17 protein-coding genes are annotated in these 18,827 nt (G+C 74.8%); 13 read left to right on the top strand and 4 right to left on the bottom strand.

Annotated features, from left to right (window positions below; translation table 11 throughout):
• Window positions 1-70: 70 nt before the first annotated feature.
• The 4 genes from PP1_RS16945 to PP1_RS16930 are packed head-to-tail and all read left to right on the top strand — an operon-like array spanning window position 71 to window position 2,806.
• A complete protein-coding gene (locus PP1_RS16945) occupies window positions 71-1,030 on the top strand; it encodes a DMT family transporter (RefSeq protein ID WP_010227249.1) in 960 nt (319 codons plus the stop codon).
• Between the two features lie 18 nt (window positions 1,031-1,048).
• Window positions 1,049-1,489, top strand: a complete 441-nt coding sequence (locus PP1_RS16940; protein WP_010227250.1) for a DUF1707 SHOCT-like domain-containing protein — start codon at window positions 1,049-1,051, stop codon at window positions 1,487-1,489.
• Between the two features lie 58 nt (window positions 1,490-1,547).
• Window positions 1,548-2,309, top strand: a complete 762-nt coding sequence (locus PP1_RS16935; protein ID WP_010227251.1) for a UPF0158 family protein — start codon at window positions 1,548-1,550, stop codon at window positions 2,307-2,309.
• Window positions 2,306-2,806, top strand: coding sequence for a HEPN domain-containing protein (locus PP1_RS16930; protein WP_010227253.1), 501 nt, complete (start codon window positions 2,306-2,308; stop codon window positions 2,804-2,806). Before PP1_RS16935 ends, PP1_RS16930 begins: the two co-directional genes overlap by 4 nt.
• An 11-nt stretch (window positions 2,807-2,817) precedes the next feature.
• Here the strand turns inward: PP1_RS16930 and PP1_RS16925 are convergent, their stop codons facing one another.
• Both PP1_RS16925 and leuS read right to left on the bottom strand, forming a co-directional pair.
• Window positions 2,818-3,567, bottom strand: a complete 750-nt coding sequence (locus PP1_RS16925; protein ID WP_010227256.1) for a hypothetical protein — start codon at window positions 3,565-3,567, stop codon at window positions 2,818-2,820.
• Between the two features lie 48 nt (window positions 3,568-3,615).
• Window positions 3,616-6,471, bottom strand: coding sequence for a leucine--tRNA ligase (gene leuS / locus PP1_RS16920; RefSeq protein WP_010227258.1), 2,856 nt, complete (start codon window positions 6,469-6,471; stop codon window positions 3,616-3,618).
• Window positions 6,472-6,690: 219 nt separating this feature from the next.
• On the opposite strand from leuS, the gene PP1_RS16915 reads away from it, so the two are divergent.
• On the top strand, window positions 6,691-7,161 hold the full coding sequence (locus tag PP1_RS16915; RefSeq protein WP_075298708.1) for an SdpI family protein: 471 nt from the start codon (window positions 6,691-6,693) through the stop codon (window positions 7,159-7,161).
• A 19-nt stretch (window positions 7,162-7,180) separates the two neighbouring features.
• Here PP1_RS16915 and PP1_RS16910 read toward each other — a convergent pair whose 3' ends face one another.
• A complete protein-coding gene (locus PP1_RS16910) occupies window positions 7,181-7,777 on the bottom strand; it encodes a YqgE/AlgH family protein (RefSeq protein WP_010227262.1) in 597 nt (198 codons plus the stop codon).
• A gap of 44 nt (window positions 7,778-7,821) precedes the next feature.
• Between PP1_RS16910 and PP1_RS16905 the strand changes: the two genes are divergently transcribed.
• A complete protein-coding gene (locus PP1_RS16905) occupies window positions 7,822-9,279 on the top strand; it encodes an MFS transporter (protein WP_249266061.1) in 1,458 nt (485 codons plus the stop codon).
• A gap of 61 nt (window positions 9,280-9,340) precedes the next feature.
• Here the strand turns inward: PP1_RS16905 and PP1_RS16900 are convergent, their stop codons facing one another.
• Window positions 9,341-10,837, bottom strand: coding sequence for a CCA tRNA nucleotidyltransferase (locus tag PP1_RS16900; RefSeq protein ID WP_414706161.1), 1,497 nt, complete (start codon window positions 10,835-10,837; stop codon window positions 9,341-9,343).
• Window positions 10,838-11,009: 172 nt separating this feature from the next.
• Here PP1_RS16900 and PP1_RS16895 point away from each other — a divergent pair, with 172 nt between their 5' ends.
• The 7 genes from PP1_RS16895 (at window position 11,010) to trxA (ending at window position 18,698) form a co-directional block, all read left to right on the top strand.
• Window positions 11,010-11,504 carry an NUDIX hydrolase gene (locus PP1_RS16895; protein WP_029239761.1) on the top strand — a complete coding sequence of 165 codons (495 nt, stop codon included), beginning with the start codon at window positions 11,010-11,012 and terminating at the stop codon, window positions 11,502-11,504.
• Window positions 11,501-13,849 (top strand): DUF6049 family protein, encoded by a 2,349-nt coding sequence (locus PP1_RS16890; protein WP_075314875.1) that lies wholly within the window; start codon window positions 11,501-11,503, stop codon window positions 13,847-13,849. The genes PP1_RS16895 and PP1_RS16890 overlap by 4 nt, the downstream gene beginning before the upstream one ends.
• 231 nt (window positions 13,850-14,080) lie before the next feature.
• The gene (locus PP1_RS16885) at window positions 14,081-15,907 is read left to right on the top strand and encodes a protein kinase family protein (RefSeq protein ID WP_010232630.1); all 1,827 of its coding nucleotides are present in this window, start codon (window positions 14,081-14,083) and stop codon (window positions 15,905-15,907) included.
• A gap of 72 nt (window positions 15,908-15,979) precedes the next feature.
• The gene (locus tag PP1_RS16880) at window positions 15,980-16,498 is read left to right on the top strand and encodes a sigma-70 family RNA polymerase sigma factor (protein ID WP_010232632.1); all 519 of its coding nucleotides are present in this window, start codon (window positions 15,980-15,982) and stop codon (window positions 16,496-16,498) included.
• 179 nt (window positions 16,499-16,677) lie between these two features.
• Window positions 16,678-17,151, top strand: a complete 474-nt coding sequence (locus tag PP1_RS16875) for a hypothetical protein (RefSeq protein WP_139324006.1) — start codon at window positions 16,678-16,680, stop codon at window positions 17,149-17,151.
• Window positions 17,152-17,326: 175 nt separating this feature from the next.
• Entirely contained in the window at window positions 17,327-18,331 is a 1,005-nt protein-coding gene (gene trxB / locus PP1_RS16870; protein WP_010243080.1) for a thioredoxin-disulfide reductase, read from the top strand.
• Window positions 18,332-18,374: 43 nt separating this feature from the next.
• On the top strand, window positions 18,375-18,698 hold the full coding sequence (trxA, locus tag PP1_RS16865) for a thioredoxin (RefSeq protein WP_010243082.1): 324 nt from the start codon (window positions 18,375-18,377) through the stop codon (window positions 18,696-18,698).
• Window positions 18,699-18,827: the final 129 nt, after the last annotated feature.

Raw genomic sequence — 18,827 nt, 5'->3', positions numbered from 1 at the left:
CAGCCGTACTGAATCCAGCGGTAGGAACAATCGCTGGTGCTGAAGTGTCCCGGGCGGCAGTCTCGGATCCATGACGCTCTCCCGGCAGGTGCTCCCCCTCGCGGCCGCGGCGACCACGGTCGTCCTCTGGGCGTCCGCCTTCGTCGGGATCCGGGCGGTCGGGCACGACCTCTCGCCCGGTGCGCTGGCGCTGGGGCGGATGGTCGTCGGGTCGCTGACCCTGACCGTGATCGTGCTGGTCGTGCGGGGCCGCCGGGGCGGCCCGCCGCTGCTGGGACGGCGTCCGCCCACCCGGGGCCTGCTCGGCGCGGTCGCGCTGTGGGGCGCCGCCTGGTTCGGCCTCTACAACCTCGCGCTCAACGCGGCCGAGCGGCACCTCGACGCGGGCACCACCGCGCTGCTGGTCAACGTCGCGCCGGTCGTCGTCGCCGTCCTCGCCGGGCTGCTGCTCGGCGAGGGGTTCCCGGCCCGGCTGCTGGCCGGGATGGCGATCGCGTTCGCCGGTGTGGTGCTGATCGCGACGACGACCTCGGCGGGTGGCACCGACGTCGCCGGGGTGCTGCTCGGGCTGGTGGCCGCGCTCGTCTACGCCGGTGCCGCCGTCGCGCAGAAGCGCCTGCTCGCCCGGCTCGACGCCCTGACGGTGACCTGGCTCGGCGCCGTCGCCGGGACGGTCGCGCTGCTGCCCTACCTGCCCACGCTGCTCACCGAGCTGGGGTCCGTGCCGGCCACGGCGATCGCGGGCACCGTGTACCTCGGCGTCTTCCCGACCGCGATCGCGTTCCTGACCTGGGGATACGCCCTGTCCCGGACGACGGCGGGCCGGCTCGCCGCCGCCACGTACGCCGTCCCGCCGATCGTCGTCCTGCTGTCCTGGGGTCTGCTCGGGGAGGTCCCGGCGCCCCTCGCTCTGGCCGGCGGGGTGCTGTGCCTGGCCGGCGTCGTCGTCGCCACCCGGCCCCGGCGCCGGCGCACGACCGCCGGGCCCGCCCCGGAGTCGGTCGGAGGACGGATCCCCTCCGGCCGCTGACTGGCTACCCTCGGATCCATGGGGGAGCAGCAGGGGGACGACGGCAAGGCGCTGATCCGGGTGTCGGACGCCGACCGTCAGGAGACCGCCGAACGGCTGAAGCTCGCGCACGACGAGGGGCGGCTGTCGCTGAGCGAGTACGACCAGCGCCTGCAGAGCGCCTACGCGGCGACCGTCCGGGCCGATCTGGACGTGCTCGTCGCGGACCTGCCGGTGGTGAAGCGCAAGCACCTGCCGGCGGTCCGTGCGGAGAAGGCGGAGGCCGAGAAGGCCGAGGCCACACGGGAGTACGTCAAGGAGTGGCGGTCGTGGGCCGGGGTCGCGGTGCTGCTCACCGGGATCTGGGCGGTGACCTCGCTGGCCGCGGGCGACGCCGTCTTCTTCTGGCCGGTCTTCCCGATCGGGATCTGGGGTGCCGTGCTCGTCGCACAGCTCTTCTGGGGCGGCGACGACGACTGAGGCGGGCTCCCCGGCCCGATTCCCCCTGCGGCGGCGGGCATCGGCCTAGAGTCGGTCCATGCTCGATCCCGGCCGCGTCGACCTGGCCGCGCTGGCGGACGCGCTCGACGACCGGTCACCGGACACCCGCTGGTACCTCGACCCGTCGGGCGGCGGGATCGCGGCGTACGGACCCGGCGAGACCGGCCCGCCGCCGGGCGACTGGGTGGAGATCGACCGGGTCACCAGCCGCGAGTCCTACCGGGACATGTCGGACTTCACCGCGGGTGTGCAGCACCGCAGGGCGGCGGCACTGCTGGACCGGGCGATCGACGGCCGCGGGGCGTTCCGCCGGTTCAAGAACACCCTGTTCGAGTTCCCCGAGGTCCGCGACCAGTGGTACCGGTTCCGCGACGCCCGTTCCCGGCGCCGCGCGGTCGACTGGCTGGCCGGGGCGGGGCTGATCACCGAGCCGGACGCGGAGCGCCTGCGCGCCCGGTACCCCGATCCGGACCCGTCGAACGACGACGTGCCGGCCGCCGTCGCCGAGGACCTGGCCGCGCTCTACGGCCCGCGGTTGCGCCAGGTGCTGCTGTTCGGTTCCTGGGCCAGCGGTGAGGGCTCGGTCGAGTCGGCGATCGACCTCCTGGTCGTCCTCGACGACGACCGCGCCTCGATCCTGGCGTGGGAGGAGCTGCGGGCGATGGACGACGTCCTCTGGCAGCACACCGAGCGGACCGGCCTGACGATCAGCGCCCTCCCCGTGGGGCAGCACGAGCTCACCCGGCCCGGGGACCCGACGGTGATCCGTGCGCGTGCCGAGGCGGTGCGGGTGCGGTGATCCCGATCCCGCCGCACGAGGAGCACGACGAGCCGGGAGAGGACGGGGAGCGCCGCACCCGGTCCGGTATGGCACGGGCCCGCACGGAGCTGGGCGGCGCCCGGGTGCTCGCCGAGCACGGGTTCACCGACGCGGCTGTCTCCCGGTCGTTCCACGCCGCGTTCCGGGCGGCCGAGACCGCGCTGCTGGTCCTGGGGGAGACCCGGGCGGAGCACTCCGACGTCGTCAGCGCGTTCGTCCGGCGGGTCGTGCGCGAGCGGTCGCTGGACCCCCGGGCCGGACGCCTGCTGCGGTCGCTGTTCAACCGGCGCGGGCTGGCCGACCACTCCGACGTCGGCGCACCGGAACGGGAGGCGAAGTCGGCGCTGGACGACGCCGCGTTCGTGATCGACGCCGTCGAGTCCTGGCTGGCGGAGCCGTCGTTGAGCCGGCCGCCGGACGCGGTGGAGGGCGCCACCCGGCGTCCGGCCAGGCCCCCGCGCCGGACGGCCCGCTGACCGGGGCCCGGTCAGAAGAAGTCGCCGCCGAAGTCCCCGAAGTCGCCGAAGTCCCCGTCGCCGCCGTCGAACGCGCCCGGGTCCTCGAGGCCCCCGTCCATGCCGTCCGCACCGGCCCCGTCGGCGAACCCGTCGGCGTAGGCGGCCTGCTCGGCACCCGCCATGCCGCTGAACATCGACGAGAACAGCAACGCCGACCCGACGCCCCAGGCCCCGGCGACCAGCGCCGGCTTCCACCAGGGCTCGGAGTACCAGCCGCGCGGGACCGGGCGGCCCGCGACCGTGCCACCGGGGTAGTAGTGGTTGTTGCGCTCGGTCGGGTTCGGCGAGGCGCCCAGCGTGCGGCCCTCGACCTCGACCTCACGGTCCTCGGTGACCTGACCGGCGCGGGCCTGCCCGGGCAGCGGCGGGAGCTCGGGTCCGGGGTCCATGCCCATCGCGCTGCGGGCGGCGTGCACGTAGTAGAGGCCCTCGTACGCCGTCTCGGTGACCTGGCGGCACTGCGCGGCGGTGCGGGCCTGCTCCATCTGGGAGCCGGCCGCGGTGTAGCGCTCGGCCGCGTCGGCCAGTGCCTGACGGCTGGGCTCGTCGGTGCCGTGCAGCGACAGGACCTGGCCGCCGAGGCGCTCCACCCAGCGTCGGGCGTCGGCCTTCGCGTCGTCGAGGGCGGCGGCCTTGTCCGCGTTGTGCCGGCGGACTAGCCACACCACACCGGCGACGACGGCCAGCGCGACGATCAGGGTCAGCAGTGCTCCGGTCATGTCGGACCTCCCACCCGGACAACGGGCGGGAGGTCCGGGGCGTTCCCGCTACCGGACGATGTTGACCAGACGCCCGGGCACGACGATGACCTTCTTCGGCTCCGCGCCGTCCAGCGCCGCGGCGATCTTCTCGTCCGCCAGTGCTGCCCCGCGGATCTCGTCCTGGCCGGCGTCGGCCGGGACGGTGACCCGGGACCGGACCTTGCCGTTGACCTGGATCGGGTACTCGACGGTCTCCGCCACCAGGTACCGCTCGTCGGCCTGCGGGAACGGTGCGTGGGCCAGCGACCCGTCGTGGCCCAGCTTCTGCCACAGCTCCTCGGCCAGGTGCGGCGTCAGCGGCGCCATCATCAGCACCAGCGGCTCCGCGACCTCGCGCTCCACCGGCGCAGCACGCTTGGTCAGCAGGTTGTTCAGCTCGATCAGCTTCGCCGCGGCGGTGTTGTAGTGCAGGGCGGACAGGTCCTCCCGCACACCCGCGACGGCCTTGTGCAGGGCACGGCGGACGTCGTCGGAGGGCTCGGCGTCGACGACCGTCGACTCGCCGGTGCCCTCGTCGACCAGGTTGCGCCAGACCCGCTGCAGGAACCGCTGCGGCCCGACGACGTCACGCGTCGACCACGGGCGCGAGGCGTCCATGGGGCCGGTGTACATCTCGTACAGCCGGAAGGTGTCGGCGCCGTAGCGCTCGCACATCTCGTCGGGCGTCACCACGTTCTTCAGCGACTTGCCCATCTTCCCGTACTCCTGGGTGACGGGCTCGCCGTTCCACGTGAAACCACCATCAGGTGACTCCACCACCTCTTCGGCGGGCACGTACATGCCGCGGGCGTCGGTGTAGGCGAAGGCCTGGATGTAGCCCTGGTTGAACAGCCTCCGGAACGGCTCCTCGCTGCTCACGTGGCCCAGGTCGAACAGGACCTTGTGCCAGAACCGCGAGTACAGCAGGTGCAGCACCGCGTGCTCGACACCGCCGACGTACAGGTCGACACCGCCCGGGTCGTCCGCGGCGCGCTCCGGGTCCTTGCCCACCCAGTACCGCTCGGCCTCCGGGGACACGAAGCGCTCGGAGTTCTCCGGGTCCAGGTAGCGCAGGTAGTACCAGCAGGAACCGGCCCACTGCGGCATCGTGTTCGTCTCGCGCCGGTACGTCCTCGGCCCGTCGCCCAGGTCCAGCTCGACGGTCACCCACTCGTCCGCCCGGGACAGCGGGGGCTCGGGCTCGCTGCCGGCGTCGTCCGCGTCGTAGGTCTTCGGTGCGTAGTCGTCGACGTCGGGCAGTTCGACGGGCAGCCGGTCCGCGGGCAGCGAGACCGGGCCGTGCTCGTCCCAGACGATCGGGAACGGCTCGCCCCAGTAGCGCTGCCGGGAGAACAGCCAGTCCCGCAGCTTGTACTGGACGACGCCCTCGCCGGCGCCGCGTGCCGCCAGCCAGTCGGTGATCGTCCGCTTCGCGTCGTCGACGTCCAGCCCGTCCAGGCTGATCTCGTCGTTCGCCGAGTTGATCGCCGGTCCGTCACCGGTGAAGGCCTCGCCGTCCCAGCCCTCGCCCGGGTCGACGGTGCGCACGACCGGCAGGCCGAACGCGGTCGCGAAGTCCCAGTCCCGCTGGTCCTGGCCCGGCACCGCCATGATCGCGCCGGTGCCGTAGCCCATCAGCACGTAGTCGGCCACGAACACCGGGACGGAGGCGCCGTTCACCGGGTTCACCGCGTACGCGCCGGTGAAGACGCCGGTCTTGTCCTTGTTCTCCTGGCGGTCCAGCTCGGACTTGCGCCCGGCCTCCGCGCGGTACGACGACACGGCATCGGCCGGGGTCGCGGCGCCGCCGGTCCAGCGGGCGTCGACCTCCGACGGCCAGGCCGCCGGGACGATCGTGTCCACCAGCGGGTGCTCCGGGGCCAGCACCATGTAGGTGGCGCCGAACAGCGTGTCCGGCCGGGTGGTGAAGACCTCGATCGCGTCGGCCCCGTCCTGGACGGGGAACCGGACCCTGGCGCCCTCGGACCGGCCGATCCAGTTGCGCTGCATCGCCTTGACCGACTCCGGCCAGTCGACCCGGTCCAGGTCGTCGGCCAGCCGGTCGGCGTAGGCGGTGATCCGCATCATCCACTGCTTGAGGTTGCGGCGGAAGACGGGGTAGTTGCCGCGCTCGGAGCGCCCCTCGGGGGTGACCTCCTCGTTCGCCAGCACGGTGCCCAGGCCGGGGCACCAGTTCACCGGCGCCTCGGAGATGTAGGCCAGCCGGTGCGCGTCGACCAGCGCGCGGCGCTCGCCCTCGGACAGCGCGGTGTACGGACGTCCGTCCGGGGTGGCGCGCTCGCCGGACTCGTAGGCGGCGCGCAGCTCGGCGATCGGGCGGGCGCGGCCTGCCTCGGCGTCGTACCAGGACTCGAAGATCTCCCGGAAGATCCACTGGGTCCAGCGGTAGAACGGGATGTCGGTGGTCGACACGGAGCGGCGCGGGTCGTGGCCCAGGCCCAGGCGGCGCAGCTGCTCGCGGTACCGGGCGATGTTGGCCTCGGTCGTGGTGCGCGGGTGGGTCCCGGTCTGGACGGCGTACTGCTCGGCGGGCAGCCCGAAGGCGTCGAAGCCCATCGGGTGCAGCACGTTGTGCCCGGTCATGCGCAGGTAGCGGCCCAGCACGTCGGTGCCGATGAAGCCCAGCGGGTGCCCGACGTGCAGCCCCGCCCCGGACGGGTACGGGAACATGTCCATCAGGTAGAACTTCGGCTTCTCCGAACCCGGCTCGCCGGGGTTCGGGGCGTGGAAGGTCTGCTCGGCCTCCCAGAAGTCCTGCCACTTGCGCTCGATCCGGCCCGCCATCGCGGCGTCGTAGCGGTACGCGGGGCGGTCGGGGCGCTCACCGCCGGCGGCGGGGGCGGTGCTGGTCTCGGTGCTCATGTCCGTCTCACCTCGGGAAACCTGTCGCGACGGCCCGTCGGGGCCCGGAACACGCTGCGACCCCTCGCACCGCGTGGGCATGAGGGGTCGTCGCCGCGCCGATCGGTCCGCTCCTGCGGACCTCCTACGACGCGGCGCCGGGAAGCCGGCGAGCCGCGCACATGTGACCAGGGTAGCCGGGGCGGGCGACCCGGTTCAGCCGGGTTCTACCCTGGTCACGTGCCCACCACAGTGCGCCTGATCGTCGCTGCCCTGCTCCTGCTGGCCGGGGCGGTGCTCGTCGTGCTCGCCGCGCTCGGCGCGAGCGGCCGGCTGCCGCGCAACCGCGTCGCCGGCGTGCGGACGCCGAACAGCCTGCGGACCGCCGACGCGTTCCTGCTGGCCAACCGGGTCGCCGCCGGTCCGATGGGCGCCGCGGGCGTGGTCGGGCTGGCCGGGGGTGCCGCGCTGCTGTTCACCCGCGCCGGGGCGACGCCGTGGGTGCTGGGCGCCATCTCCGTGGTCGGCCTCGTCGTGATGGCCGGGATCGGCGGGGCGCTCGGGGCCCGGGCCGCGGACGCCGCGATCGCCGCGCAGGCGCCCGCCGCCGGCTGTGGTGGCGTGTGCAGCGGCTGCGACCTGATCGCGGGCTGCCGGGACGCGACCGGCACCACCCCGGGCACCGCGTCGACGGACGCCACGACGGGCTGACCCGGGGGGCAGCGGCCGATCAGTTGTGTGCCGGGTCCAGCGGGAAGGTCGCGAGCAGCGCGAGCGGGATGCCCTGCCGGCGCAGCACCCGCTCCCAGAGCCGGTCGTGCGCGACGGTGAGGAGGTCGTCGGGCAGCCCGGGGACGACGAACCAGTCCCCGCGGGCGATCTCCCCGCCGAGCTGCCCCGCGTCCCACCCCGAGTACCCCGCGAAGATCCGCAGGCCGCGCAGCCGGGGCGCGAGACGCGCCGGATCCGAGTCGAGGTCGACCAGCTGCACCGGCGGGCGCACCGGCATCAGGCCGGACAGCCCGCGACCCGACTCGCCCGTCCGCAGTGCCGCGAGGCACAGCGCGGTCTGCGCCTCCACCGGTCCGCCGACGAACATCGAACCGGGATCACTGGTGACCCCGGCCCAGCGCGGCAGCACGTCGCGGACGGCGGCCGGGCCCGGCCGGTTCAGCACGACACCGAGGCTCCCGTGCGGCCGGTGCTCGATCATGTAGACGACCGAGCGGGCGAAGTTCGGGTCGCCGAGTCCGGGGGCGGCGACGAGCAGACTCCCCGGTGTGACCGGGGGAAGAGCGGCGCCTCGCGTGGCGCGGTGTTCCCGCACGACCCCATGTTCGCACCCGCGCCACGGACGTAGGCTCGGCACCCGTGTGCAGTACTCCCACCCGTCCGGACGACGCCACCGGCGGGCCGGGGGAGAGTGCCGGGCTCCCGGCGGCGCTCGCCCTCCTGCGCCGGGGACCGTTCGCCCGGCTGTTCGCCGTACGGCTCTCGGCCCAGTGGGCGGACGGGCTGTTCCAGGCCGCGCTGGGCGGCGCGGTGCTGTTCAACCCGGAGCGTGAGGCGGATCCGCTGGTCGTCGCCTCCGGACTGGCGGTGCTGCTGCTGCCGTACTCGTTGCTGGGCCCGTTCGCCGGGTCGCTGCTCGACCGCTGGGACCGGCGACGCGTGCTGGCCGGCGCGAGTGCGGTGCGGGCGGTGCTGGTCGTCGCCGTCGCCGCGGCGGTCGCGGCGGGCTGGGCCGGGACACCGCTCTACGTCCTCGCGCTCGCGGTGACGGGGGTGAACCGCTTCGTGCTGACCGGATTGTCGGCGGCGCTGCCGCACGTCGTGCCCGGCACGGCGCGGCTGGTGCCCGCGAACACCCTCTCGGTGACCGTCGGGGCCGGGATCTCGGCGACCGGCGCCGGGTGCGCCGTCGCGCTGCGGGCGGTGTTCGGCGACGGCGACGCCGGTTCGGCCGCCACCGTCCTGGCCGCCGCGCTGGGGTCGCTGGTCGCCGCCGGGCTGGCCGCCGGGTTCACGCGCCGTGCGCTCGGGCCCGGCCGGACCGTCGGCGACGCGCCCGGCCCGGCCGTCGCGGGGACCGGCCGGACGGTCGTGCCCGGGCCCGGCGGTGGCGACGGCAGCGTGCGGAGCACGGCGCCCGGCCCGGGCGGCTCCCGCCCGTCGGTCCTGCGTGACGTGCTCGGTGGCTTCACGGCGGGCGCCCGCGCGACCGTCACCACCCCGGCGGTCTGCGCGCCGTTCCTCGGCCTGGTCGCGCACCGGCTGGCCTTCGGCATCAACACGCTGCTCCTGCTCATGCTGTTCCGGCACGTGTTCACCCCGGAGAACGTCCCGGGCGCCGGTGGACTGCTCGGGGTGGGGGTCGTCGCCGGACTGACGGCGGCCGGGCTCGCGGTCGCCGCACTCGTCACCCCGGCGCTCGTGCGGACGGTCGGGACGGTCCGAGCGGTGCGGGTGGCGCTCGCCGGCGCGGTGCTCTCCCAGGGCGCGGTCGCGGTCTGGCTGACGCTGCCGACGGTGCTCGTGAGCGCGTTCCTGCTGGGCGTGTTCGGGCAGGTCGTGAAGCTGTGCGCCGACGCGGGTGTCCAGTCGGGCGCCGGGGACTCCGTCCGCGGGCGGGTGTTCGCGCTGTTCGACGCGGTGTTCAGCGTCTGCTACGTCGCGGCCGTCACGCTCGCCGCGGTCGCGGGACCGCCCGACGGCCGGTCACCGGCGCTGCTGGGGCTCGCCGCCGGGCTGTACGCGGCCGGGCTCGTGGCGCACGTCGTCTACCTGGACGGACGTCGTGTACGGACGTCCGACAGCACCGTCACCTGAACAGGAAGACGAGTCGTACGTCCGTGTCATACATACGTGTAATACGTACGTACACACACCGTCAGAGGTTCTCCGCAGCCCACGCCCGCAGTGCGGCCTCGGCACGCTCCGGGCCGAGGGGGCCCTCCTCCATCCGCAGCGCGAGCAGGTGCTTGTACGCCTTGCCCACCGCCGGTCCGGGGGCGATCCCGAGCAGCTCCATGATCTGGTTGCCGTCGAGGTCCGGCCGGATCGCGTCGAGCTCCTCCTTCTCGCGCAGCGCGGCGATCCGGTCCTCCAGACCGTCGTAGTTGCGCTGCAGCGCGGCGGCCCGGCGCCGGTTCCGCGTGGTGCAGTCCGACCGGACGAGATCGTGCAACCGGTCCAGCAGGGGACCCGCGTCCGTCACGTAGCGCCGCACGGCGGAGTCGGTCCACTCGCCCTTGCCGTAGCCGTGGAACCGCAGGTGCAGGTAGACGAGCTGGGAGACGTCGTCGATCAGCGCCTTCGGGTACTTCAGCGCCCGCATCCGCTTGCGGGTCATCTTCGCGCCGACCACCTCGTGGTGGTGGAACGAGACCCGGCCGTCCGGCTCCTTGCGGCGGGTCGCCGGCTTGCCGATGTCGTGCAGCAGCGCCGCCAGCCGCAGGGTGAGGTCCGGGCCGTCGGTCTCGCGCTCGATCGCCTGCTCCATGACGACGAGGGAGTGCGTGTAGACGTCCTTGTGCTGCATGTGCTCGTCGGTCTCGAGCTGCATGTCCGGGACCTCCGGGACGACGTGCCGGGCGAGCCCGGTGTCACAGAGCAGCTCCACGCCACGGCGCGGGTGGGCGCCGAGGATCAGCTTCGAGAACTCGGCCTGGACGCGCTCGGCGGTGATCCGGGCGAGCTCGCCGGCCATCTCGGTCATCGCGGCCGTCACCCGCTCGGCCGGGGTGAACCCCAGCTGGGAGACGAACCGGGCGGCGCGCAGCATACGGAGCGGGTCGTCGGCGAACGACCGCTCCGGCAGGTCGGGGGTGTCGAGGATGCCCTGGGCGAGCGCGGCGAACCCGCCGTGCGGGTCCACGAACCGGCGCTCGGGACCGGTCAGCTCGACCGCCATCGCGTTCACCGTGAAGTCCCGCCGGACGAGATCACCCTCGACCGTGTCGCCGAAGCGGACCTCGGGGTTGCGGGAGGCGCCGTCGTAGGAGTCCGCGCGGAACGTCGTCACCTCGAGGATGTCGTCGCCGCGGCGCAGCCCGACGGTGCCGAAGGCGATGCCGGTGTCCCAGATCGCGTCGGCCCAGCCCTCGACGATCTCCAGGATCGTCTCCGGCCGGGCGTCAGTGGTGAAGTCGAGATCACCCGGGTCACGGTCGGCGGCGCCGGTGCCGCGGAGCAGCGCGTCGCGGACGCTGCCACCGACGAGGTAGAGCCGGTGACCGCGCTCGGCGAAGCGGGCCGCCAGCCGGTCGGCGACGTCGGGGACGTCGAGCATCTGGACCACGGCGTTCTCCTGGGAGCGCTGCAGCTCGTCCGGCTCCGCACCGGCGCCGGACGGACGGGACGCGGGTCGGGTCGGTCGGGAGGTCACGGACGACGAGGACACGACCGGCCAGTGTAGGCAACGCGCCCGGCGGCGCCCGCGGGTACAGGGGCACGGGCCCGTCACCGCCCGCAGATCAGGGCCCCGCCGGCCGGGTGACGCACCGCCGGGCACCCGTCGCCACCGCCCCGAGCGGCCACCTCCTCGTTACCATCGCCACATGTCCACCTCCCGCGGCCGCTCCGGGGGGCGCCGCGCGGGACGTTCCGCAGACCGGCGCCGCCGTCTGCGCACGGTGGACGAGACCTCCGCCGGCGGTCTCGTCGTGCACCCGCGCACCGGCGAGGCCGCGCTCATCGGCCGTCTCGACCGGCGGGGGCGGCTGCTGTGGTCGCTGCCCAAGGGGCACATCGAGGCCGGTGAGACGGCCGAGCAGGCGGCGGTGCGCGAGGTCCAGGAGGAGACCGGCATCATCGGAGAGGTGCTGGCACCCCTGGGCACCATCGACTTCTGGTTCGTCGCCGAGGACCGCCGCGTCCACAAGACCGTGCACCACTACCTCATGCGCGCACTCGGCGGCGAGCTCTCCGACGAGGACGTCGAGGTGTCCGAGGTCGCCTGGGTGCCGCTCGGCGAACTCGAGGGCCGGCTCGCCTACGCCGACGAGCGCCGACTGATCCGGCACGCGGCCGACCTGCTGGAGGAGACGGCGTGAGCCGGGTCGCGGCCCTGGTCGCGATCGTGCTCGTCGCCCTGGTGGGCACGTTCGTACCCGCCGCGCCGGCCCGGGCGCAGGAGGCACCGGCGGCCCCGGTCCGGCTCGACGTCGAGGCGATGTCCCCCCGCGTCGTCACCGCCTCGGGGCCGCCCGAGCTCGTCGTCACCGGGACGATCACCAACACCGGAGACGACCCGGTCGACGAGCTCGCGCTCCGCGTGCAGCGCGGATCCGCCGTGGGCGGCGAGTCGGCGCTGCGCGCGGCGTTCGACGGCGAGGCGGCCGTCGACGACGCCGTGCCGCCCTTCACCGAGATCGGGCCGCTGGCCCCCGGCGCGTCGGTGCCGTTCCGGTACGCGGTGCCGCTCACCGGCCCGGCGAACGCGTCGCTGGCACTGCCCGGACCGGGCACCTACCCGCTGCTCGTGAACCTCAACGGCACCGTCGACGGCACCCCGTCCCGGCTGGCCGGGATCCGCACGGTGCTCCCGGTGTCGTCGCTGCCCGGCACGCCACCGCCGGCGCCGCCGCCCGCCGCGACGCCGGTGACGATGCTCTACCCGGTCACCGACGCCCCGCGACGCCTGCCGCCGGTGCCCGGCCAGACCCCCGTCCTGGCCGACGACGAGCTCGCCGCGTCGTTCGCACCGGGCGGGCGGCTCCGCGGGCTGGTCGACGCGGTGGGGTCCGGTGCCCCGCCGGGATCACCCGCGCGGACCGCGCTGTGCCTGGCGGTCGACCCGGAGCTCGTCGCGACCGCCGCCGCGATGCGCGGCGGCTACGAGGTCACGACCGGATCCGACGGCGCGACCACCCCGGGCCGCGGGGCGGAGGCGGCGGCCCAGTGGCTGACCGCCCTGCAGGGCGCGGCGCGCGGCACGTGCGTGGTGGCGCTGCCGCCGTCGGACGCCGACCTGGTCGGCCTGGTTCGCGGCGGCCAGGCGGAGCTCGCCCGCACCGCACTCGCCCAGGGCCGCGAGGAGCTGTCCGCCGATCTCGGCGCGCCGGTCGTCGACGACGTCGTCTGGCCGGTCGACGGCGTGCTCGACGAGCCGACCCTGGAGGCGCTCGGCGGCGGCCGCAGGCTGGTCCTGTCCGCGGACGGCGTCACGACGCCGGAGAGCTCGGGGGTCGTCACGCTGGACGGCGCCGAGGGCCCGGCCAGGGGCCTGCTGGCCGACCCGCTGCTGACCGAGGCCGCGTCCGGGCCGTCCGGGATCGAGCTGCAGACCGGGGACGCCGGCGGGCTGGCCGGGCAGGACCTGGCCGGGGCGCTGGCGTTCCGCACCGGGGAGGACGACGCCGGACCGGGCCCGCTGCTCGTCGCACCGCCGCACCGCTGGTCGGCGGACGGGCCCGCGGCGAGCGGCGTGCTGTCCGCGCTGTCGGCCCTGATCGGCGACGGCAGGCTCGTCCCGGCCGGGCTGCCCGGCGCCGGAGCGGCACCCACCGGGGGGACGGCGCGGCTCTTCTACCCGCCCGAGGCCGGAGCCTCGGAGGTCCCCGCGCAGGTGGTCGCCTCGATCGCCGACCAGGTCCGTTCGATCGACGGGCTGCGTGGTGCCGCCGAGGCCCGCACCGGCGTCGGCGCGACCCCCGCCGAGGTGTTCGATCCGCTGGTCCGCGGGACGCTGCGGGCCGCGTCGTCGTGGTGGCGCGGGGACCCGGCGCGGGCCGGGCGGGAGTCCCGGACGGTCGGCGAGCGGATCGAGCAGATCCGCGGATCGGTGCGGGTCGTCCAACCGCCCAGCCCGTACTCGCTGGGCACCAGCGACGCGCCGATCCTGGTCACGGTCGCGAACGGGCTGCCGGTGACGATGAACGTCCGGGTGGTGCTGTCCAGCACACCCGGGCTGCGGGTGGCGCCGATCCCCGTGCAGGCGGTGCCCCCGCTGGGCCGGGTGCAGGTCCGGGTGAGCGCGCAGGTGACCCGGTCCGGCCAGTTCAGCGTCGACGCCGGGCTACGCACGCCGGACGGCGTGGCGCTCGGTCCCGACACCCGGCTCCGGGTCCGCTCGACGGTCTACGGGACGGTCACCGGCTGGCTCACCGCGGCGGCGGGAGCGGTGCTCGTCGTCCTGGTGGTGCGCCGGGTGGTCCGGCGGATCCGGTCGTCCGGTCCGCCGGGGTCGTCGGGTCCCCCGGGCCGGGGCCGCGGTCCGGGTGGCGGCGGTCCGGGTCCGGGCCCCGGCGGCGGTCCCGGCGGCGGTGGTGACGGCGGTCCCGATGGCAGTGGTGACGGCCGTGGCGACGGCCTCCGGGACACGCCCGCGGGCGGCCGGCGCACCCACCCGTCCGACGGTGTCCCGGCCCGTCATCCGGGCCCGCCGCCCGCCGGATGATCTTCATGGGGATCCGGGAGCCGTCACAGCTCTAACCGCACTCGGCGGCCAGTTTCGACCGCTCATCGCACGAGAAGGACACTTCGGCGCACTGATGGGTCGTCTAGGCAAACCGAACGGAGCTGTCCACCGAAGACAGTACGTACGGGTCACGAGCGCGTCTCGTGTCTCGTCCGGACGCCGTGGAGTGACGTAGGCTTGGCGGCCGCAGGGGACGCAAGCCAGGGGAGGGTGGGGCCGTTGAACGGGCAGACCGACCAGGGCGTTGCCCGGACCGGTGCCCGCACCGACACGGATCTACCGACGGTCGAGGGCCATCCCTCCCTCGACCCGGCGGAGACACCCGCGGCCACCGAGACCACCGGGACCACCGGGACCACCGCCGCCTCGTCGCCGTCCCCCCGGCAGTCCCCCCAGCCGTCACCGCACCCGCGGGCGCGTCCGGCGACCGACCAGCCGACCGCCCGTGTCCCGGCCCAGGCACGGCCGACCGAGCGGATCCCGGCCGCGAAGGACGCGCTCGGCACCGCGGCGGGCTCGAACCTCACCGACCGCTACGTGCTGCGCCAGCGGATCGGCACCGACGCCGCGGCGGGTGCCGAGTTCTGGCGTGCGGAGGACACCGTCCTCCGCCGTCCGGTCGGGGTGACCCTGCTCCGCAGGCTTCCGGCCGACGACCGGTCGGACGACCCCGAGGGCACCGCCCGGGCGGGCGAGATGATCGTCCGCGCGCTCCGCTCCGGATGCTTCGAGCACCCCGGCAGCGCCCGCCTGCTCGACGTCCTGGCCCCCGGCACGCACGGCCTCCCGGCCGACGTGCTCGGTGCGTCCGTCGCCGAGTGGGTGCCGGGCCGGTCGCTCGCCGAGACCGTCGCCGAGGGCCCGGTACGCGCCCAGCGGGCCGCGAAGGCCGTCGAAGCGCTCGCGTCCGCGGCCACCGAGGCCCACCAGCAGGGGCTGGTGCTCGGTTGCGACCACCCGCAGCGCGTGCGGATCACGCCGGACGGGCGCGCGATGCTCGCGTTCCTGCTGCCCCGGCCGTCGGTGTCCGCCGCGGACGACGTCCGCGGGCTCGGCGGGCTGCTCTACTGCCTGCTCACCCGCCGCTGGCCGCTCTCGGTCGCCGACTCCGCCCGCGCCGGGCTGGTCGCCGCCGACCGCACCCCGGCCGGCAGGTTGCGCTCCCCGGCCCAGCTGCGCCCCGGCGTCCCGCTGGAGCTCGACACGCTGTGCATGGGCGCGCTGGGGCAGGCCGGCGACGGGCTCGGCCGCGTGCACACCGCGGCGGCGATGCACCGGATGCTCACCGACGTCGTCGCCGAGGACGCCGACCAGGCGTTCTTCCCGCCCGTGCACGACGGTGCCCCGGCCGACCCGGACGACGTCTGGCAGGACTCCGACCGGCTCCCGGACACCCGCAACGACCCGCAGCGCCGTCGCAACCTGCGCATCGGGCTGACGGTGCTCGCCGTCGGTGTGCTGATCGTGCTCGGTTACCTCTCGGTCCAGGTGGGCGCGCTGTTCGGCGGGTCGGGCGCCCCGCCCGTCGTCATCCCACCGGCGGCGACCGCCCCGGCCGCGCCACAGGGCACCGCGCCGCAGGGGGCGGCGCCGGCGGCGGCCGTCGTGCCGGTCGGGGACGTGTCGGTGCAGGTGTTCGACCCGACCGGCGACGGAGACAACGCCGGCACCGTCGACCGCGTCCTCGACGGCGACCCGGCCACGACGTGGACGACGAGCCGCTACTTCCAGCCGTTCCCGGCACTCAAGCCGGGCATCGGCGTGATGGCGTCGTTCGACGCACCGCAGCCGGTCTCCCGGCTCACGATCGACTCCGCCAGCCCGGGCACCGTCGTCGAGGTCCGCTCGGCCCCGTCGGCGGAGGCGAGCCTCGACGAGACCACCCCGATCACCACCGTGACCCTGCGGGACGGCGAGACGGTGGTCCCGCTCGACGCGGCCCGGCCGACCGGACACGTGCTCCTGTGGATCACGACGCTGAGCTCCGGGAACCAGAGCGCGATCGGCGAGATCGCGTTCGCCCGCGCCGCCGGCTGACGCCCTTCGCGATCGTGACCCGTCCCGGCCGGACGCCCGTGCCCGCCGGCCAGGGCTCCCTACCGTGCCCGGGTGACCACCGTCGACCGGCCTCCGCGGCCCGCCGCGCCCGATCTGGACGAGGTGTTCCGGCGGTACGCGGACCGTCTCTGGTCGGTCGCGCTGCGGATGCTCGGGGATCCGGGAGAGGCCGAGGACGCGGTCCAGGAGGCGTTCCTGGCAGCTCTGCGGTCACCCGGCTTCCGGGGTGACGCGGCCGCCGGGACGTGGCTGCACCGGATCCTCGTCAACGGGTGCGTGGACCGGATCCGGGCCGCCGGGCGCCGGCGCGGCCACACCCGTTCCACGACCCCGGCGGTGGCGTCGGACCCGGCCGGGAGGCTCGTGACGCGGCTCGCCGTCGACGAGGCCCTCGCCCGGCTCCCCGCCGACCAGCGCGCCGCGGTGGTGCTGGTGGACGGTCTCGGCTACTCGGTCGCGGAGACCGCGGCGATCGTCGGCGTACCACCCGGGACGATCAAGAGCCGGTGCGCCCGGGGCCGCCGGCGCCTCGCCAGGTCCTTGGGCCACCTGCGGGAGGACGACCGATGACCGATTCTCGTCATGACGACATCAGCGAGCGGCGCGATTCTTGTCCGATCGACGACAACAGACCGTTCTCTGACGAACCCACGCTGGTGAACGCTGGTACTCGTCATGCCCACAATAATGTGGACGCGGAGTGCGCCCGGGTCCGGACCGCGATCGCGGCAGTGGCGCACCCCGTGAGGATGCCCGCCGATGTCGCGGAGCGGATCCGTTCCCGGCTCGCCGACGAGAACGACGTGGCGGGTCGGACCGGGGAGCCGCAGCGTCGGCCGCACCCCTGCCACCGGACCCGGCGGGCGGCGGTCCTGCTCGCCGCCGCGGCCGTCGTCGGGACGCTCGTCGGGGTCCCGGTGGTCCTCGGGCCCGCGCCCGGACCGGTCGGCGTCGCCGAGCACACCCCGGAGGCGCTGCGCCGGGCCGCGGACGCGCCGGGGCGGGCCACCGACCCCGCTTGGGTGCGGGCGTGCCTGACCGCCGCCGGCGTCGCCGATCCCGCCGCACCGCTGCTCGGCTCGCGGCCGTACGCCGTCGCGGGGGAGCCGGGGGTGCTGCTCGTCCTCGGGACCGGACGGGCGGGACGGCACCGGCTCGTCGTCGTCCCGGCCGGCTGCGGGCCGGGCACCGCCCGCGTACTGGCGGAGACCCGCACCGGATGAACGGGCCGGAGTGACCGGGGGCGCGTCCGGCGGGACCCGCACCGGGGAATGCCCCTGTCTAGGATCGCGTTCCAGCCACACGGCAGCAATCGAGGCGGACCGGCCGGACCGGCCGGACCGCACGCCCCGTCATCGCGCGCCCGGCAGCGGGCGGCGCCAGGAGGGATCGGTACCGGTGACCACCGACGACACGGTGCACGACCTGATCATCATCGGGTCCGGGCCGGCCGGCTACACCGCTGCGGTGTACGCCGCGCGGGCACAGCTCGCGCCGCTCGTGTTCGAGGGCAGCCAGTTCGGCGGCGCCCTGATGACCACGACCGACGTGGAGAACTACCCCGGCTTCACCGACGGCATCATGGGCCCCGAGCTCATGGAGCAGATGCGCGGGCAGGCGAAGCGCTTCGGCGCCGACCTGCGCCCGCAGGACGTCGACGAGGTGAAGCTCGACGGGGAGATCAAGGAGGTCCGGGTCGGGAAGGAGACCTTCCGTACCCGCTCCGTGATCCTCGCGATGGGCGCCGCGCCGCGCTACCTGCACGTCCCCGGCGAGCAGGAGCTGCTCGGCCGGGGCGTCAGCTCGTGCGCCACCTGCGACGGATTCTTCTTCCGCGACCAGAACATCGCGGTGATCGGCGGCGGCGACTCGGCGATGGAGGAGGCCACGTTCCTCACCCGTTTCGCCGAGACCGTCACGGTCATCCACCGGCGCGACGAGTTCCGCGCGTCGAAGATCATGCTGGAGCGCGCGCAGAACGACCCGAAGATGCGCTGGCGGACGAACTCCGAGGTCACCGAGGTGACCGGGGAGGGCTCGGTCAAGCAGCTCCAGCTCCGGGACACCGTGACCGGCGAGACCGACACGCTCGACGTCACCGGCATGTTCGTCGCGATCGGCCACGACCCGCGCAGCGCGCTGGTGACGGGCCAGGTCGAGACCGACGACGAGGGCTACGTGACGGTGGACGAACGTTCCACCTACACGAACGTCCCCGGGGTGTTCGCCTGCGGCGACCTCGTCGACCACACCTACCGGCAGGCGATCACCGCCGCCGGCTCCGGCTGCTCCGCCGCGATCGACGCGGAGCGCTGGCTCGCCGGGCACCCGGTGTCGCCCGAGCTGGCCGGTGGCGGGTACGGCGACGCCCCCGTGGCCGCGGTCGCCGACGCCGCGCACTGAGTCGCCCGCAGACCGTCCGACCCTTCCAACCGAGGAGAACCCCATGGCCAACACCATCGACGTCACCACCGGTTCGTTCGACCAGGACGTCCTGAAGAGCGACAAGGCCGTCCTGGTCGACTTCTGGGCGACCTGGTGCGGTCCGTGCAAGATGGTCGCCCCGGTGCTCGACGAGATCGCCGGCGAGAACACCGAGAAGCTGACCGTCGCGAAGCTCGACATCGACGCGAACCCGGAGGTCGCCCGCGACTACCAGGTCATGTCGGTGCCGACCATGATCCTCTTCAGCGGCGGCAAGCCGGTGAAGCAGATCGTGGGCGCGAAGCCGAAGGCCGCCCTGCTCGCCGATCTCGCGGACCACATCTGAGCCGCATCCCGGTATCTCTCGTGCGCGTTCTAGCGCACCGAGGTCACGCTGCGTGTCCCGGTTGATCACAACCGGGACACGCGGGTGCCCGCCCCGCTGCGCTCCTCCGGTGGCGCCGCAGGGCACAAT

Origin of the sequence: Pseudonocardia sp. P1 (genome assembly GCF_000178675.2) — a bacterium.
Classification (GTDB): Bacteria; Actinomycetota; Actinomycetes; order Mycobacteriales; family Pseudonocardiaceae; genus Pseudonocardia.
This window is presented reverse-complemented; position numbering and strand designations above follow the sequence as displayed.

What these genes read in the sequence shown, in the direction of transcription:
- PP1_RS16945 (WP_010227249.1), top strand. Translation starts at nt 71, where the DNA reads ATGACGCTCTCCCGGCAGGTGCTCCCCCTCGCGGCCGCGGCGACCACG.
- PP1_RS16940 (WP_010227250.1), top strand. Translation starts at nt 1,049, where the DNA reads ATGGGGGAGCAGCAGGGGGACGACGGCAAGGCGCTGATCCGGGTGTCG.
- PP1_RS16935 (WP_010227251.1), top strand. Translation starts at nt 1,548, where the DNA reads ATGCTCGATCCCGGCCGCGTCGACCTGGCCGCGCTGGCGGACGCGCTC.
- PP1_RS16925 (WP_010227256.1), bottom strand. Translation starts at nt 3,567, where the DNA reads ATGACCGGAGCACTGCTGACCCTGATCGTCGCGCTGGCCGTCGTCGCC.
- leuS (WP_010227258.1), bottom strand. Translation starts at nt 6,471, where the DNA reads ATGAGCACCGAGACCAGCACCGCCCCCGCCGCCGGCGGTGAGCGCCCC.
- PP1_RS16895 (WP_029239761.1), top strand. Translation starts at nt 11,010, where the DNA reads ATGTCCACCTCCCGCGGCCGCTCCGGGGGGCGCCGCGCGGGACGTTCC.
- PP1_RS16875 (WP_139324006.1), top strand. Translation starts at nt 16,678, where the DNA reads ATGCCCGCCGATGTCGCGGAGCGGATCCGTTCCCGGCTCGCCGACGAG.
- trxA (WP_010243082.1), top strand. Translation starts at nt 18,375, where the DNA reads ATGGCCAACACCATCGACGTCACCACCGGTTCGTTCGACCAGGACGTC.